Annotated in this window: 10 protein-coding genes; 9 read left to right on the top strand and 1 reads right to left on the bottom strand. The window is 57.4% G+C overall.

Annotation, left to right across the window (positions count from 1 at the left end; genetic code table 11):
• Positions 1–251 precede the first annotated feature (251 nt).
• Positions 252–374, bottom strand: a complete 123-nt coding sequence (locus NYE26_RS22650) for a hypothetical protein (RefSeq protein WP_339250282.1) — start codon at positions 372–374, stop codon at positions 252–254.
• 74 nt (positions 375–448) lie between these two features.
• Between NYE26_RS22650 and NYE26_RS22645 the strand changes: the two genes are divergently transcribed.
• The 9 genes from NYE26_RS22645 to NYE26_RS22605 all read left to right on the top strand — a co-directional run bounded on the left by NYE26_RS22645 (position 449) and on the right by NYE26_RS22605 (position 17,679).
• The gene (locus NYE26_RS22645; RefSeq protein ID WP_339250280.1) at positions 449–1,339 is read left to right on the top strand and encodes a sugar ABC transporter permease; all 891 of its coding nucleotides are present in this window, start codon (positions 449–451) and stop codon (positions 1,337–1,339) included.
• 60 nt (positions 1,340–1,399) lie between these two features.
• Complete coding sequence (locus NYE26_RS22640) at positions 1,400–2,242, top strand: carbohydrate ABC transporter permease (RefSeq protein ID WP_051477952.1); 843 nt, start codon at positions 1,400–1,402, stop codon at positions 2,240–2,242.
• Positions 2,243–2,306: 64 nt separating this feature from the next.
• Complete coding sequence (locus tag NYE26_RS22635; protein ID WP_339250278.1) at positions 2,307–4,061, top strand: histidine kinase; 1,755 nt, start codon at positions 2,307–2,309, stop codon at positions 4,059–4,061.
• 9 nt (positions 4,062–4,070) lie between these two features.
• The gene (locus tag NYE26_RS22630) at positions 4,071–5,678 is read left to right on the top strand and encodes a response regulator (protein ID WP_339250276.1); all 1,608 of its coding nucleotides are present in this window, start codon (positions 4,071–4,073) and stop codon (positions 5,676–5,678) included.
• Positions 5,679–5,823: 145 nt separating this feature from the next.
• Complete coding sequence (locus NYE26_RS22625) at positions 5,824–7,242, top strand: sugar ABC transporter substrate-binding protein (RefSeq protein ID WP_339250274.1); 1,419 nt, start codon at positions 5,824–5,826, stop codon at positions 7,240–7,242.
• Between the two features lie 78 nt (positions 7,243–7,320).
• A complete protein-coding gene (locus NYE26_RS22620) occupies positions 7,321–7,656 on the top strand; it encodes a cupin domain-containing protein (protein ID WP_036724361.1) in 336 nt (111 codons plus the stop codon).
• A complete protein-coding gene (locus NYE26_RS22615; protein ID WP_339250272.1) occupies positions 7,653–9,680 on the top strand; it encodes an alginate lyase family protein in 2,028 nt (675 codons plus the stop codon). Before NYE26_RS22620 ends, NYE26_RS22615 begins: the two co-directional genes overlap by 4 nt.
• A gap of 257 nt (positions 9,681–9,937) precedes the next feature.
• Positions 9,938–13,498, top strand: coding sequence for a helicase-exonuclease AddAB subunit AddB (gene addB / locus NYE26_RS22610; protein WP_339250271.1), 3,561 nt, complete (start codon positions 9,938–9,940; stop codon positions 13,496–13,498).
• Positions 13,495–17,679 (top strand): UvrD-helicase domain-containing protein, encoded by a 4,185-nt coding sequence (locus NYE26_RS22605; RefSeq protein WP_339250270.1) that lies wholly within the window; start codon positions 13,495–13,497, stop codon positions 17,677–17,679. Before addB ends, NYE26_RS22605 begins: the two co-directional genes overlap by 4 nt.
• The last annotated feature ends 105 nt before the right edge of the window (positions 17,680–17,784 follow it).

Raw genomic sequence — 17,784 nt, 5'->3', positions numbered from 1 at the left:
AGCCATTTTGGCCGCTTTTAGTTGTACCAAATACACCTAAAGCTACCTAAAACACAAAACTCGCCCCAGTCCCGCCCCCGCCGCACCCACCTCACGCCGCCCGCCGGAGTCCCGCCAACGCTGTGCCCGTCTCACGCCGCCCGCCGGAGTCCCGCCAACGCCGTACCCGTCTCACGCCGCCCGCCGGAGTCCCGCCCCCGCCGTACCCGTCTCACGCCGCCCGCCGGAGTCCCGCCAACGCTGTGCCCGTCTCACTCCGCCCGCCGGAGTCCCGCCGCCCGCCGCACCCACCTCTCGCCGCCCGCCCCATTCACCATCGACTTGCCCTCCGGCCCTCCCCGCCGCCCCAGCTCAGTAACATCCTCCCCTTTCAATAGTTGATTTCCCTATCCCGGCCGCTTAGATGTTCCCTCTATAATCAAGGTACAGATTCTAAGGGGGGCCGTTTATGAAACAGAAAAAAATACATGCCTACGTCTTCGTATTTCCCAGCTTGTTCCTGACCCTGGTGTTCGGCATTTATCCTCTGCTGTGGGCCTTGCGGTATATGTTCTATGACTATCAGGGGTTTGGGACGCCTGTATTTATCGGCCTCGATAACTTCGGGCGGGTAATGCGCGACCATCAGTTCTGGTCCGCTGTCGGCAATACCGGGATCTATGCGCTCGGCAAGCTCGTGGTGACGATTCCGATGTCGCTGCTGCTGGCGATTATCCTGAACCGCAAAATGAAGGGGCGTTCCTTCCTGCGGGCGATTTATTATCTGCCTACGATCTTCAGCGCCTCGGTGATGGCGATTGTCTTCTTCATTATTTTCAACTCCTATAACGGGATCTTGAATCAGCTGCTGATCCGCTTCCAGATCATCAACGAACCGGTTGGCTGGCTCAGCGCCGACCATGCGATGATGACCACAATCATTATTGCTATCTGGGGTGCCGTCGGTAACTATATGCTGTTGTTCCTCGCCGGACTCCAAGGCATTCCGAATGATCTGTACGAAGCGGCCTCGCTGGACGGGGCGAATGAATTCCAGAAGCTGAAGAATGTGACCATCCCGCTGCTGGGACCGGTGATGCAGATGATTATCATGCTGGCGATCACCATCTCGCTGAAGGGTTATGAGAGTATTATGGTGCTGACCGAAGGCGGGCCGTACGGCAAAACAGAAGTCATGTACCTGTACCTGTTCAAGCTCCTGTTCCCGGTCTCGGCGGAAGCGCAGTCCATCCAGCAGCTCGGCTATGGCAGCGCAGTCGGCTTCACCACTGCGGTCATTGTGGGCGGCGTGACGCTGGTCTACTTCCGGATCTCCAAGAAATTAAACGATGTGTACTAGAACCGACAGGAGGAGAGCAGAATGAATAACACCCGTACTCATACCCATACCCGTCCCGTCATGTCCCCGCTGCTGACCCGCTTGCTCGGCAAGGCTGTGCTCTGGATCTTTCTGATTGCGGCCGCCCTGCTGGCCTTGTTCCCGATCATCATGGTCGTGCTGGGCTCGTTCAAGACGAACCAGGAGCTGACCGGCAGTGCAACCATCTGGCCGTCAAGCTGGCATTTCTCGAACTACCTGGAAGCGTGGAAGAACGCCAACTTCTCCCGCTATACGCTGAACAGTATATTTGTAAGCGTGGTCACCACTGTCGGCACTTTGCTGGTGGCTTCGATGTCTGCCTATGCGGTAAACCGGGTCTCTTTTATCGGCAAAAAAGCGTACTCTCTGCTCATGGCCTCCACGCTGTTCATCTCTATCGGGGCCGTGGTGCTGCGTCCGCAATTTGACCTGATGGTCATGCTCGGCCTGAACAAGACGCTCTGGGGCGTCATTATTATCCTGATCAGCGCCCATGCCACCTGTTATTTCATCTTAATCGGCTTCTTCCAGAGCATTCCGCGCGACCTGGACGAAGCGGCGATGATCGATGGCTGCAACTTCTACTCTGTCTACCTGCGTATCATCTTGCCACTGCTGCGGCCTGCGCTGGCGGTTGCCGGACTGGGGGCGTTCCAGGGGTCCTGGAATGAATATATTCTGCCGCTGGTCTTCACGATGAGCAATCCCCAGCTCCAGACGCTTCCGGTCGGGCTGGCGAATCTGCGCTACGGAATCGGAGCGGCGTCAGAGGTGCAGCTGATGATGGCCGGCGCGTGCCTGTCCATTTTGCCGCTGCTGGTGGTCTATGTGTTCGCCAATAAATCCTTCATGCAGGTAACACTCGGCGCCGTCAAAGGGTAGTCCCGGAAAGAGTAGTGTTCCGCCCGCACTGTTGTTACAATGGGTGGCAAGGAGTGGTTCACGGATGAAACTCGGTTTCTACAAGCAGTCTTTGAAGAAAAGAATTCAGGTGCTGTACATCTTCCTCGCCATTCTTTGTATCAGTGTAACCGGAGTCGGTTCGTATCTCTTCGCGGCGCGCAGCATTCAGGGCAGTGCACTTGAGCTGAAGCAAGGCATTCTGAACAAATCCGTTCAGGTGATGGACGAGCATCTCCGGCATATCGTGGTTTCTTCCTTTTCCCTGATGCTGGGCGAAAGCTTTGGTCAAGTGATGAAAGATGTCAGCAACAATAATTCCGCTCATTATTATCAGAATCTGTCGCTGCTGCAGACTTCTTTTGACCAGCTTAAGCTGGTGGAGCCGCTGATCGATGCGACCTATCTTAGTACGCCGATTGGCGATTTTTACTCCACTAAGGATTTCCCCGACCGGAAGACCAACTTCATGGAGAAGTACGGGAGCTATCTGGAGCGGCCGGGCTGGAATACCCTGTGGCTGGGGGCGCATCAGAGCGAGCTGTTTCAATCGAAGGGCCGGGTGCTCTCGTTGCTGCTGAAGCCAACGGTAATTGACAATCATAATTTCCCGGACGTCTATATGGTTGTGAACATGAAGGAGGAGGCGATGAGGTCCATCCTGGAGCAGGATCTGATGAATAATCAGGTTCAGCTCTTTTTGCTGCAAAAGGATGGATCGATGGTCATCCGGCCGGAGACGCAGACTTACGCGTTCAATACGGAGCAGAATTTCGTCAGCCGGTTCAACCAAGGGACGGCAGGAGATTTCAACTATATCAATGTCTCAGGCGAGGAGCTGCTCGTCAATTACAGCACGCTGTCGATGAATGAGGACTGGGTTATGGTCAGCATTCAGTCCAAAGCAGACCTGCTGCAGCCGCTGAAGCAGATCCGCTGGCTGATCTTCTGGATTATGCTAATCTGCACCGTGGTGGCGCTGGCCTTGTCCAACCTGCTCGCCTCTGCACTGCTGAAGCCGCTCAACAAGCTGCAGCGTCTGATGGTAGAGGTAGAGTATAACGATCTAGATGTGCGGTTTCAGAGCCGCTATGAGGATGAGGTCAGCGCCGTCGGCCATAAGTTCAACCGGATGCTGGACCAGATTCAGGTTCTGATTCAGGAGGTGCGGACCTCGGAGCAGGAGAAGCGCAAGTCGGAGGTCAAGGCGCTACAGGCGCAGGTGGACCCTCATTTCTTATACAATACGCTGAATACGATCTTCTGGAAAAGCGAGAATGGCGAGAAAAGCGATGTCAGCGAGATGATCGTGGCCTTGTCGCTCCTGTTCCGCCTGGGGCTGAACAACGGGAATGATATTACGACCCTCCAGCAGGAGGTCCAGCATGTCCGGCAGTATTTGCAGCTCCAGCAGAAGTGCTATGAGAATCTGTTCACCTATACGATAGAGGTGGAGGATGACGCCTATCTGTCCGTCCGGATGTTGAAGATTCTGCTTCAGCCACTAGTGGAAAATTCAATTCTGCATGGCTTCCGCGACAAAGCGGAGCTAGGCAGAATTGAGATCCGCATCTACCGCGCTGCCGGATTCCTGATCCTGCGGGTCACGGACAACGGCTGCGGCATGGATGCCGCTCAGCTTGCGAATGCGGTGAACGGCACCGAAGCGGAGCGCAGGGGATATGCTTTGTCCAACCTGCGCAGCAGGCTCAGCCTGCACTACGGTGAATCCGCATCGATTGCCTTCAGCAGCATTCCCGATATTGCCACAACTGTAACCGTCACGATACCGATCCTTTAGGAGGCTGCCATGAACCCGTTGACCCTGTGCGTAATGGATGATATTCAGACTGTCGTCAAAGGAATTGCTTCAACGATCCCGTGGGCGGATCATGGAATGGAGGTGGCGGGGACCGCCGGCAACGGTGAGCAGGGCTGGGAGCTGCTGTTGGAGAAGGACCCCGACATCGTTATCAGCGATATCCGTATGCCGAAGCTCAGCGGTCTTGAGCTCATGAAACGGGCTGCCGAAGCGAAGCTGCGGGCCAAATTCATATTCATCAGCGGGTATTCGGATTTCAGCTATGCGCAGGAGGCGATCAAGCTGGGCGCCTCCAACTATTTGCTGAAGCCGTTCACCCAGCCGGAGATTGTGGACGCTGTGCTGAAGGTGAAGCAGACTATTGAAGAAGAGCGGGCGAGAGCAGAGCAGATACAGCAAATGGAGCAGAAGATGATGGCCAGCCATGCGCAGCTGCGCCAGGATTATCTCACCGCTCTGCTGCGCCAGGAGACCAATATCAGCCTGAGTGACAGCCGCTGGCAGGAGCTCGGCATCGACCTGGACGCCGGCAATCTGCTGGTGATGGCTATTGAGCTGGACTGTTATACCGAATACGGGTACACTCTGCATCTGGATGACAGTGAGATCATTCCTTTTGCGATCAAGAACATACTGGACGAGACGCTGAAAATGCACACGCGCGGCGTTGTACTGCGCGAGAGCAGACAGCGGCTGGCCGCGATCTTTAATCCGCCGGAGGCCATGGATACGGTAGAGCTGCTGGAGCTGTGCCGTGAGAATGTGGAGAAATACAGCAAGAATACCGTTTCGATCGGCCTTGGCACAGCGGCACGGGGACCGCGTGAGATCAGGGCCTCCTTCGTGCATGCGGCCAAAGCGCTGGCCTACCGCTTTTACAGTGAGGGGAATTGTATCTTCCGCTTCACAGAGCTGGACCCGGAGAACCGCGCAGCCCCGGACTATCCTGAGGAGAAGGTGAAGGAGCTGCTGTACGCGCTCAAATCCGGCAATGAAGAAGGCTGTCATGAGATCATCGGCGAGATCTTCCGGCAGTGGACCCTCTCCGGCAGATATCCTGATCCGCTGTCGATGGTCCGTCTCTTGTCCGGGCTGACTTTCGCTATGTACCGGGCGTTCTGTGATGAAATCACGGAAGAGGAGCGCATACAGCTGGAGGCTGACCTGACGGCGCTGGAGGAGAACCGTTCTTTAACCTTTGGCGGCTGGAAAAGCTATATCAATCACTTCGCCAGCATGGGCTGTGAATTCGTCGATAGCAAGCAGTTCCGCGATGTAACACAGTCCATTAACCGGGCCAGAGAATATATCCGGCTGCATCTGGAGGAGAATCTGACTCTGAACAGCTGCGCGCAGGCCGTCCATCTGAGCCCGAGCTATTTCGCAGGCGCCTTCAAGAAGGAGACCGGCATGACGCTGATTCAGTATATTACCAAGCTGCGGATGGAGCGGGCGAAGGAGCTGCTGATTGCCGGGGCGCAGGTGCAGGAGATTTCCCTGATGCTCGGCTATGAGGACCGCCCGTATTTCAGCGGCCTGTTCAAAAAATACTGCGGACTTACGCCCACAGCATTCCGGCAGAAATACCTGAAATAAGCAGGAGCTGAAGGAACAGGGACAAGCATTTTTTCCCCCTTACAAAGTTAGAATGTCCCTCACCCCACTGAAAGCGGAACCATTATGATTACGTTAACAGATAGCCGATTGCAGGCTGTCAGGACAAGCACAAGGGGGCATAACGATGGATAAAAAATGGGTTGTTGCAACAATGAGTACAGTTCTGGCACTGAGTCTGGCCGGCTGCGCTGCCGACAGCAATAAGGAGCCCGCGGCAAGTAACAGCAAACCGGCGGACGCCAAGGGAGATAACGGAGCAGCAAGCGGCGGCAAAACCAAAATCCTCTACTGGACACCCGACCGTCACGACGCCGATTTCATGAAATCCAAGATTGATGAATTCAACAAGACGAATAAGGATAACATCGAAGTGGAAATGACCGTGATGGGGGACAATTATCCGCAGGCGGTAGATATCGCTTTTGCCAGTAAGCAGGCTCCTGATGTGCTTCAGATCAACGACTTCCAGACCTATTACAAAAAAGGCTACATGGCCCCGATCAATGATTATATGAGCAGTGAGATGAAGGAGACCTTCAAGGACAGCCTGCTGGAGAACAAGAATACCGTGGACGGCAAGACCTATACCCTGCCCAACACCGGACAGATCTGGAGACTGATCTATAATAAAGATATCTTCAAGCAAGCGGGCATTGAGAATCCGCCAAAAACTCTGGACGAGATGGTTGCTGCCGCCAAAAAGATTACCGAAACCGGCAAAAAGGACGGCATATATGGCTTTGCCAGCCCGTTCAAGAGCTCAAGCGGCTTCTGGCGTGCATCCAATACCGTAGCTGGCGCGAGCAACAATACCGGCATTGACGGCTACAATTACAAGACCGGCCAATTTGATTTCAGCATGTACAAGGATATTGCGCTGGCCCTGCGTCAGATGAACGAAGACGGCAGCATGCTGCCTGGCGTAGAGAGTCTGGACATTGATCCGCTGCGCGCGCAGTTCGCCCAAGGCAAAATCGGCATGTACATTAACCACTCGGCAGAGCCCGGCGTCTACAAAGACCAGTTCCCGACCACCGCTAATTGGGCTGCCGTTGCTGTACCGACTACGGACGGAACGATTAAGGGTGCATCGCAGATCATCGGCGGCTCCTACATCGGCATCAGCGCAGACAGCACGCACAAGGAAGCAGCGTGGAAGTTCATGGAGTATGTGTACAGCGACAGCCTGCAAAGCGAGTATTATGAAAAAGGCTACGGCATCTCCCTGATCCCTACAGTCATCAGCTCCGGCAAAAAACCAAGCATTCCCGGCATTGAAGGCTTCCTGCCGAAGCGTTATGACGCGATTTATCCGGCGAACCCGCTGACCATTACAGAAGGGTCACTGGAAGGCAGCAAATGGAGCGATGCGTTCTCGGCATTCGTCTTCACCGGCGGCGATGTGGACAGCATTATCAAAGACCTGGATACCCGGTATAATGTCTCATTAGAGAAAGCAAGAGCCTCCGGCGCAACGGATATTGTGGCCGATCCAAGCTTTGACGCATCGAAGCTGCAGGGTAAATTATCCACCGAGGAATAAGAGGTAAGGTTCAGGTGGCGGCCGATGCATGATAGATTCGGCCGCTTTCTTGCATATTGAGAGAGGAGCAGATCCGAAATGATTTTAGAGAACAGCGAAGCAGCAAAGACGGTTCTTAATGAGAGCAGTTCCCGCACCCTGCTTGCAAAGGGGGGCTCGATGATGATGGTGGAGGTCACCTTCGCCAAAGGCGGCATCGGAGAGGTTCATTCCCATGATGCGCATGAGCAGATCAGCTACATTGTGAAGGGCAGCTTTGAGGTCAAGGTCGGGGAGGAGACGCGTATTCTGAAGGCGGGCGACAGCTTCTATGCCGGCTACAATATTCCGCATGGTGTGAAGGCGCTGGAGGATTCCGTGATTCTGGATGTGTTCAATCCGTTTCGTGAGGACTTCCTGGAGAAGCAGGAATGAAGGATTATTATCTGAACGCATCTGAGCTGCGCAGCGCTGCCGCTTATTATGCCCGTCATTTCCCCATCGAGGCGCAGAACTCGGTCCAGATTGCCGAGCATGCCGTGAATAATGAATTCATTATTCCTTATACCGGCGATCTGAGCCGCTGGATTCCGCTGGGCAAGCCGGTGGCGGACTGGCTGCATAATCCTACGAACGACCCCGAATTCACCTGGGGCATCAACCGCCACTGGCATATGCTGGATCTGGGCAAGGCCTATCTGATGAATGGCAAGCAGGAATACGTTACGACCTTTATGCAGCATTTCCGTTGCTGGCGCGAGCAGAACCCGGTTCCTGTGATTCCGTCGTATGAGGAAGCGGTCTTTTTCCAGAAGCTGGGTCCATGGCGTCTGCTGGAGACCGGCCTGCGGGTGCAGTCCTGGATCTCTGCGTACAAATATATGGAGGACAGCCCGCTGCTGGATGGACACTTCCGCAGTGAGCTGCTGGAGGGGCTTGCGGAGCATGCTGAATTTCTGACCCGCTACCTGGGCAGCACGGAGATCAATCATGCGATTATGCATATGCAGGGCCTCTACATGATTGCTGTCTTCCATCATGAGCATCCGCGCGCACCGTATTGGCGGCAGCTGGCCGGGGAGCGCCTGGAGCTGTGTCTGTTGCATCAGGTCGGGCCGGAAGGGATACAGATCGAGCTGACCACCCATTACCATGATGCCGCCATTGAGATGTTCGGGACGCCTTATCTGCTGGGCGCGTTATCCGGCCACCCGTTCTCCTCCTGGTACGGCGGGCAGCTCCGCAAGATGGCCGCGTTCACCGAAGCGCTGGTCCGCCCGGATCACCAGTCCACGGGGATCGGCGATTCCGACTGGATCAGCAGCGGCCGGCAGCGGCTGACGCTGCTGGGCGCCATTCTGAAGGATGATGCGCTGATCGGACGCGGCACGGGCAATGCAGAATGCCTCTGGCTGCTGGGAGCCGAGGCGTATGAGCGGTGTGTGCAGCTTCAGGCGGAGTCTGCGCCTTCGGTGAGCAGCGTGGCTTTTGTGCAGACCGGGTATTATGTGATGCGGGACCCGCAGCAGTATCTGTTCTTCGATGCCGCAGAGATGGGCGGAGCGCACGGTCATGCCGATGCGCTGAATCTGGAGTGGATGTGGAACGGGCAATTGCTCTTCACCGATACCGGGAGGTACACCTATGAGGAAGGGGAATGGCGCCGTTATTTCAAAAGCACCCGGGCACACAACACTATTACCATAGACGGGTTGGATCAGACGCCGTATATCTCTACCCAGCAATGGGGCGAGCCTGTGGCTAAGGCCAGCACCTTCCGCTGGGAGAGCAACAGCCGTTACCACTTCATTGATGCCGCGCATGACGGATACATCCGTCTTCCCGGTCCGGTAATGCACCGGCGCTGGGTGCTGCTGGGCGTGGAGGTGCCGCTGCTACTGATTGCCGACTGGCTGGAGGCGGATGGCGAGCATGAGCTGGAGCAGCGGTTCCATCTGCACCCGGAGGCGGTGCTGGAGCTGTTTTCCGAAGCCGGAGCGGCTGGAGAAGCAGTGACCGGAGAAGCTGAAGTTGAAGCTGAAACAGCCGTTATTGGAACCGGAGGAGACGCAGCTGGAGGATTTGCCGTCGCCGCACAGCCTACAGCAACCGTGGTCTATCCCGGCTCTACAGTGAAGCTGAATATGAGCTGGATGACAAGCGGCCTGAAGGATGAACAGTTCACGGTGAATAAGGAGCAGGGCTGGGTATCGGAGGTCTACGGCTCTAAATCGGAGATTCCGGTAATCGAGGGCCGGGCGGCTTGGGCCGGTAAGGCTGGAATTCTGACCCTGTGTCTACCCGGCGATGCGGCGGACAACAGCGGTCCGCTGCACGTGAACACTTGCATGGTGGACGCGGAGCGGCGGCGGGTCGAGCTGTCCTATGTATACGGAGATGCGATCGGCACCATTGTAATCGGCCCGGACACCCTGGGCTGGACGGAGCGGAAGGAATAAGGGTCTTGTGCTTCACTTGGGAGGAGTTGCAGCAGTAATTGTTAGCCTTGAACCTAATTTACATGCATTTATTCAGACTCTTCCGCCCGCCGTTTGCGCGGCTCCGGGAGAGTCTTCTTTATTTCTGCATTTGCAAACAATGGCAAACGTACGTTCTGGAGCGGGCGGTGGAGGTATGCTATACTATTGAGACGAGAAGTTTCATAGATTCTGGTGTCGCATAGAGTGCCAGGGTTCAACGGAAGGAGTCTGCTGAAATGACGGTTAACTTCATCATCGGCCGCTCGGGCAGCGGCAAGACGACTACAATATGGGAGCGGGTATCCTCCAGGCTGAAGGCAGAGCCGCTGGGGGCCCCGATCATTATACTTGTTCCCGAGCAGGGATCGTTCGGAGCGGAACGGGGACTGCTGGCGGCGGGCGGCGTGAAGGGGAGTCTGCGTGCCCAGACGCTTAGCTTCTCGCGGCTTGCCTACCGGGTGAAGCAGGAGACCGGCGGCAGCGCAAGTCTGCCTATCAGTGAAGAAGGCAAGAAGATGCTGATCTTCAAGATTATCAGCAAGCGCAAGGAGGAGCTGAAGCTGTTCGGGGCTTCCTCGGACCGGCCGGGATTTGTGGAGCGGCTCAGCAGTCTGCACACGGAGCTTAAGCGCTGCTGTCTTGGAGCCGGAGACCTGGAGGAGCAGATCGGCAGAATGCGGGATGCCACGCTGGGCAGCCCTATTCTGGCCGGGAAGCTGGATGATCTGCATCTCGTCTTCAGCGAGCTGGACCAGGAGATGTCACAGCTCTATATAGATGAAGAGGACAGACTGGCCGAACTGGCTGAGCATATTGCGGACTCTGCCTATATCCGCGGCGCCGAGATCTGGGTGGACGGCTTCCACGGCTTCAGCAACCAGGAATTCATTGTCTTGCGTGAGCTGATGCAGTACGCGGACACAATGACCATTGCGCTCACACTGGACCGGATCCATCCGCCGGGCGTTGCCCCTCATGAGCTGGAGCTGTTCCATCCGGCGGCGGTTACTTACATTAAGCTGCGGGGAATAGCGGAGGAGATGGGACTTACCGTATGGGATGAGCTGCTGGCTCCGCCCGTCCTGCCAAGGTTCAAGGACAGTCCCGTACTCGCTCATCTGGAGCGCGGATTACAGCGCCGGCATCCCTGGACGGGACCGGCTGAACAGGTGAAGGAAGCCATCAGCATCCGGGCTGGGGCTTCACGCCGCACCGAGGTGGAGGGCGTGCTGCGCGAGATGCAGGCCCTGGCCAGAGAATCGGGGGCCAAATATGGGGAAATGGCGGTATTCATGCGCAATATGGCTGATTATGAGCCGCTGATTGCCCCGTTATTTCAGGACTTCGGCGTTCCGTTCTTCCTGGACCAGAAGCAGAGTGAGCTGCATCATCCGCTGGTGGAATTCATCCGCTCCGCTCTCGATGTCGTCCGCCGCCGCTGGCGTTATGAAGATGTGTTCCGCTGCGTGAAGACAGAGCTGCTGCTCCCGCTGGACGGAAACATTACCCGTGCCGATATGGATGAGTTGGAGAACTATGTGTTGGCCTGCGGCATTCACGGCTATCGCTGGACGGACGGGCGCTCCTGGAAGGGGATTCCGCGCCTCTCCCTGGAGGGCAGTGAGGCTGTAGATGAAGCCATGCTATCCAGAATGGAAGCCTGCCGGAGTGCGATTACAGGACCGCTGCAGGCATTTGAGCAGAGAATCAAAGCCAGCCGCAGCGGTCTGGAGCTATGCCGGGCGGTATATCTGCTGCTGGAGGATACGGAAGCGGCACGGAAGCTCGAAGGGATGGGAGCGGAGTCACTGAAGCAAGGCCGCCCGGAAGCCGCCCGGGAGCATAGCCAGCTCTGGGGCGCTGTTCTGGGTCTGCTGGACCAGATTGCCGAGATGATGGGCAAGGAACGGATAGATTTCAGCCTGTTCGCCGGGGTGCTGGAGACCGGGCTGGCTGAGCTTAAAATGGGGCTCGTCCCGCCCGCACTTGACCAGGTGCTGGTAGGTACGATGGACCGTACCCGAGTGTCGGGGGTGAAGTACGCCTTCCTGCTCGGTTTCAACGAAGGAGTGGTTCCGGCACAGTTCAAGGAAGACGGCATTCTGTCCGAAGGGGAACGGCTTATGCTGGAGAAGTCCGGTATGGAGCTTGCGCCGGGCTCATCCCGGAAGCTGCTGGATGAACGTTTCCTGATCTACAATGCGCTTACGACGGCCAGCAAAAAGCTGTGGATCAGCTATGCCGTAGCTGACGATGAGGGCAAAGCGCTGCTACCTTCGGAGGTCATCCGCCAGCTGCAGGGAATGTTCCCGCAGCAGTTAGATGAACAATTCCTCTCCGGCTTCCCGCAGAGCGGCAATGATGACGACGCTGTCCATATGGACTTCATCGGCCATCCTGAGCAGACGCTCCGCATGCTGCTGTTTCAGCTCCGCCAGTGGCGTCAAGGGGCAGAGATCCCCGGCATGTGGTGGGAGGTCTATAACTGGTTTGCGGCGGAGCAGGGCGCAGACAAGCCTGCGGGTGAACAGGCAGCGGAATACCGCCATGCGGATCTGTCCATGAAGCTGAAGCTGGAGCGGCTGCTCGGCTCGCTGTTCTACCGCAATGAAGGCATACGGCTGAAGAAGGAGACCAGCCTGCGCCTGTATGGCGGCTCTACGCTGCGCGGCAGCGTGTCACGGATGGAGCGGTTCGTTGCCTGCTCCTTCTCTCATTTCGCTTCCTACGGGCTGAGGCTGAAGGAGCGACAGCTCTATAAGCTCCAAGCTCCGGATATCGGGCAGCTTTTCCATGCGGCCCTTAGTGAAATGGCGAAGCGGCTGCAGGAGCAAGGCCGCAGCTGGGGCAGCATGACTGCGGAGGAATGCCGCACGGAGGCGGGGAAGACCGTAGACAAGCTGTCTCCGCTGTTACAGGGAGAGATTTTGATGAGCAGCAAGCGCTACGGCTATATCTCGCGCAAGCTGAAGAATATTGTCGGCCGCGCTTCGGTCATCCTCGGGGAGCATTCGCGGCGCGGGAGTTTTGAGCCGGTCGGGCTGGAGCTGGATTTTGGCCCGGGCCAGGAGCTGCCTCCGCTGAGAATCACACTGCCGAACGGCTGTGTGATGGAGGTGGTCGGCCGGATTGACCGGGTGGATAAGGCTGAAGGGGAGCAGGGGATTCTGCTGCGGGTGATCGACTACAAATCAAGCCAGAAGGATCTCAAGCTGCATGAGGTCTACTATGGATTGTCGCTACAGATGCTGACTTACCTTGATGTGCTGCTGACCTATTCCGAGCAATGGCTGGGCCAGGAAGCACTGCCTGCCGGGGCGCTCTATTTCCACGTTCATGATCCGCTCCTGACCTCAGCCAACGGAATGAACCGGGAGCAAGCGGAGCAGGAGCTGATGAAGCGCTTCAAGATGAAGGGCCTGCTGACCGCCGACCGTGAGGTAGTATCGCTGATGGATACCACACTCGACAAAGGGTATTCCTCTATTGTTCCGGTAGCGCTGAAGAGTGACGGCAGCTTCTACAGCAGCGCATCCGTAGCTACCCCAGAACAGTGGGGGCAGCTGCGGTCCTCAGTGCGCAGCACGATCTCGGAGATCGGGACTAGCATTACAGAGGGGGATGTGGCAATACAGCCTTACCGCATTCAGCAGGAAACAGCCTGTACCTTCTGCTCCTTCCGTCCCGTCTGCCAGTTCGATGAAGCGGTGGAGGGCAATAGCTATAACATTCTAAGTAAGCCGGGCAAAGAAGTGATCTGGGATCTGCTGTCCCGCAAAGGAGGAGAGAAGCTGTGAGTACAAGACCTGTACCCGAAACGAAGCCGGAAGGCAGTCTGTGGAGTGACGACCAGTGGCGCGCCATTGCCGAGAGCGGCAGCGATATTCTCGTGGCAGCGGCAGCCGGTTCCGGCAAAACGGCGGTCCTTGTCGAGCGGATTATCCGCAAAATCAGCAATGAGGAAGCGGGCTTCAGTGTGGACCGGCTGCTGGTGGCAACATTTACCAAGGCTGCCGCCTCCGAGATGCGCCAGCGTATCCGGGAAGCGCTGGAGCGTAAGCTGGAGGAGGACAGTGAGGGCGGGAATGAATATCTGCGCCGCCAGCTTGCCCTCCTGGGCAGAGCTTCCATTACCACTCTGCATTCCTTCTGCCTTGAAGTAATCCGCCGGTATTACCAGATGATCCCGATCGATCCCGGCTTCCGTATCCTGAATGAGCATGAGGCGGAGATGATGCGTCAGGAGCTGCTGGAAGAGTTGCTGGAAGAGAAATACGGCGAGGTTGCTGAGGACGGGGAAGATACCCTATTCGTGCAGCTCGCAGACTGGTTTAGCGGTGAACGGAGCGATGATGCGGTGCATTCGCTGATTCAGCGGCTGCATGATTTCGCGCGCAGCCATCCCTGGCCTGCGCAGTGGCTGCGGGATACCGCAGCCGACTTTGCGCTGCCGGATGCTGAGGCTCTGAGCCATACGCCTTGGGTGCAGAGCATTCTTGCCGAAGCCAGGCTGACGCTGAAGGGGGCGATCAGCCAGCTGGAGCAGGGGCGTGACATTGCGCTTCAACCCGGCGGTCCGGCGCCTTACGCGGAGAATCTTGCTGCCGATCTGGAGATGGCGCAAGGCCTGCTGGACGCGGTGGACTCGCAGCCCTGGGCCGGATTGTATGATATCTTCATGGAGATCTCCTTCGGGAAGCTGAAGCCCTGCAAGAAGGATGCCACTGATCCGCTGCTTCAGGAGAGCGTGAAGGCAATCCGGGATCAGGTGAAGAAGAGCCTGCTCGAGCTGCAAAAATCCCTGTTCGGCCGTCCGTCGGAATCCTTCCTGAATGAACTACATACGGCGGCTCCGCTGATGCAGGAGCTGGCGGAGACCGTAATCGCGTTCGGCGAGCGCTACAGGCTGGAGAAGGCGGGCCGGGGGCTGGTGGACTTCAGTGATCTGGAGCATTACTGCCTGCAGATTCTGCGCCATCCGGACTCACAGCCGGGGCATTCGCTACCGTCGGATGCGGCGATGGAGTACCGCAGCCAGTTCGACGAAGTGCTGCTGGATGAATATCAGGATACCAACAGTGTGCAAGAGGAGATTGTCCGGCTGATCTCCAGGGAATTCCCCGGCAACCGCTTCATGGTCGGGGATATGAAGCAGAGTATATACCGGTTCCGCCTGGCGGAGCCGGGACTGTTCCTGGATAAATACCGCAGGTTCAGTAATGATCCTTCCTACGGAGACAGTGCAGGTAGCACCCTGCATGTCTTTGAGGCAGATGGCCGGGCGGGGGCTGATCCGGGACAGGAGGAACGGGAAGATGGTCTCGTCATCGATCTGGCCCGCAATTTCCGCAGCAGGCTGGAAGTGGTGAATGCGGTGAATATGGTCTTCCGGCAGATCATGGATAGCAATGTCGCGGAGATCAGTTATGATGAGCGGGCAGAGCTGGTGTACGGAGCGAACTTTCCGGGAGCTGCGGAGAAAGGTCTGGATACTTATTTTGCGCCGGAGCTGCTGCTGATCGACAAGGGAGCCTCAGCCCCGGGTCCGGCGGACGAAGCGGCAGAGGGCGATGAGCTGCCCCTTCTGGAGCTGGAGGCTGCCGAGAGTGAGACTGCGCAGCTGGAAGCACGGGCCATTGCCCGGCGTATCTCACAGATGACGGGAATGACCGGCGGCGAGCCGCTGCTGATCTATGATAAAGGACTGCGGATCATGCGTCCCGTAGTATACGGCGACATTGTCATTCTGCTGCGTTCGGCCCGGGTATGGACGCCGCTGATGATTGAGGAGCTGCGGGGTGAGGGTATTCCGGCGTACGGGGACCAGAACAAGGGTTATTTTCAGGCTACCGAGGTAGAGATTGCCCTCTCCCTGCTGCAGATTGTCGATAATCCACGCCAGGACATTCCCCTGGCCGGAGTGCTGCGCTCACCGGTAGTGAATCTTCGCGAGGAGGAGCTGGCGAAGGTGCGGCTGTGCAGCAGAGGGACGTTCTACGATGCGCTGGTTGCGGCCTCTGAAGCAGGGGAGGCACTGCGGGACAATCCGCCGGATCTGTTCTGGGAGGCCGCGCTGCTGGCGGGGCAGGGGGCCGGTACCGGTGACACAGCCGGAGAGACAGCCGCCGCGTCAGAGCTTACGCCATCGTCAGGAAATGAGAGTGTACAGGAAGGTATAACTGACGGAACCGATGCTTCGGCGGCGCTGCGGGATATTCCGCTTACGCTGCAGCGTAAGCTTAAGTCCTTTCTGGATAGGCTGGAGAACTGGAGAAATGCTGCCCGGCAAGGAAGCTTAAGCGAGCTGATCTGGAGGATCTACCGGGAGAGCGGGTATCTGGAGTGGGTCGGAGGGCTTCCCGGAGGCTTTCAGCGCCAGAACAATCTGAAGGCGCTGTATGACCGGGCTGTTCAATTCGAGAACGAGACCTCGGCCAGAGGGCTGTTCCGCTTCCTGGTGTTCATCTCACGGCTGAGAGAGAATGGCGGCGATCTGGGGGTTGCCGGAGGAAGCAGCGAGGAGGCCGGGGGCGTCAGAATTATGACGATCCACAAATCCAAGGGTCTGGAGTTCCCTGTTGTTTTCCTGGCAGGTATGGCCAAAATGTTCAACCGTCAGGACCTGCACTCCCCGTTCCTGATGCATAAGGAGCTTGGCTTCGGGCCGCGCTTCGTGGAGCGGGAGACCCGGGTCAGCTACCCGACACTGCCCTATCTGGCGATTAACCGCCGTTCGCGGCTGGAGCTGCTCGCTGAGGAGATGCGTGTGCTCTATGTCGGACTGACCCGTCCGCGCGACAAAATGATTCTGGTCGGCACGGTCAGGGATCTGCCGCGCACGGTGTCCGGCTGGGCCGCAATGCAGGGCCGCGAGGAGCTGCTGCTGGCGGATCACCTGCTGGCCCGGGGCCGCAGCTATCTGGACTGGGTGGGACCGGCGCTGATCCGCCACCCTGCCGCTGCTATTCTGCGCAAGCTGGCAGGCAGTGAGGGACCGGTATCCACGGTGCTACATGGCGATGAGTCGAACTGGAGCATTACGGTGACTGGTGCAGCGGAGCTTAGCCCTGGCGCTTTTCTTGCCGGGGACGGCGATCAGGACAAAAACGAACAACGCCGGGTGATGCTGGAGGCGCTCCGCAGGGGCAAGACGGTGTCAACACCTGAGACCCCGGCAGCTGCGCAGATTGCAGAGAGACTGGGCTGGACTTACCGGTATGCGGCAGCGTCAAGCATCCCTGCTAAGACCTCGGTTACCGAGCTCAAGGGATTATTATCGATGCAGGAGCAGCCGTCTTACGACCAGCTGGAGGAGCGGAAGCTCCCGGGTGGACCGGACGAACGGAACGAACGCGGGTATAGGGACAGCCTGCATCTCCAGCGGCCGAAATTCATGGAGCAGCGGGGACTTACCCCTGCCGAGCGCGGAACGGCTTATCACACGGTGATGCAGCATATCCCCCTGGATGAGCCGGTAGACCGGTCTGTGCTGGAGGCTACGCTTGCGCGTCTTGAAAGGCTTGCTATCCTTAGCAAGGAACAGGCGGATGCGGTGGTGCTGGAGGAAGTTGAGCAGTTCTGCCGGAGTGAGCTGGGACACAGACTGTTCCATTCTGCCTGGAAGACCAGAGAGCAGCCCTTCAGTTACACGATGCCAGCCGGTGAAGCCTACCGGGGGCTTGACTATCTGGACGAAGCGGCTGCCGGACTTGCGGATGAACGCGGCGGCGGTGATTTTGCAGAGACGGTACTGATTCAAGGGGTGATCGACTGCCTGTTCCGGGAAGAGGGGCGGCTGATTCTGCTGGATTACAAAACAGATCATATCCCTCCGCACGGAGACGGGCTTACACAGCTGTCGGACAAATACCGTTTCCAGTTGGAGCTGTACAGCAAGGCGCTGCTGGATATTCTGGGCGAGCCGGTCAGCGAGATATGGCTGTACTTTTTCGACGGCGGACATGCTGTGAGATTGTGATTGGCGGGGAAGGATTGCGTAGCTGCAGCGGATGAGGATGAGGCGGATCTAGGGTGCTACGCGGTATTTTAGACTAATACATGCTTGCGGTCTGAGTGCGTTGGC

It is taken from the genome of Paenibacillus sp. FSL P2-0136, assembly GCF_037975325.1.
Taxonomy (GTDB): Bacteria; Bacillota; Bacilli; order Paenibacillales; family Paenibacillaceae; genus Paenibacillus_AQ; species Paenibacillus_AQ silagei.
Note: the sequence above shows the minus strand (reverse complement) of the source record. Positions and strands in the feature narration are given on the sequence as shown.

Excerpts from the sequence above, each read along its gene's own strand:
- NYE26_RS22640 (WP_051477952.1), top strand. The coding sequence starts at position 1,400 with ATGTCCCCGCTGCTGACCCGCTTGCTCGGCAAGGCTGTGCTCTGGATC.
- NYE26_RS22625 (WP_339250274.1), top strand. The coding sequence starts at position 5,824 with ATGGATAAAAAATGGGTTGTTGCAACAATGAGTACAGTTCTGGCACTG.
- NYE26_RS22635 (WP_339250278.1), top strand. The coding sequence starts at position 2,307 with ATGAAACTCGGTTTCTACAAGCAGTCTTTGAAGAAAAGAATTCAGGTG.
- NYE26_RS22630 (WP_339250276.1), top strand. The coding sequence starts at position 4,071 with ATGAACCCGTTGACCCTGTGCGTAATGGATGATATTCAGACTGTCGTC.
- addB (WP_339250271.1), top strand. The coding sequence starts at position 9,938 with ATGACGGTTAACTTCATCATCGGCCGCTCGGGCAGCGGCAAGACGACT.
- NYE26_RS22645 (WP_339250280.1), top strand. The coding sequence starts at position 449 with ATGAAACAGAAAAAAATACATGCCTACGTCTTCGTATTTCCCAGCTTG.
- NYE26_RS22620 (WP_036724361.1), top strand. The coding sequence starts at position 7,321 with ATGATTTTAGAGAACAGCGAAGCAGCAAAGACGGTTCTTAATGAGAGC.
- NYE26_RS22615 (WP_339250272.1), top strand. The coding sequence starts at position 7,653 with ATGAAGGATTATTATCTGAACGCATCTGAGCTGCGCAGCGCTGCCGCT.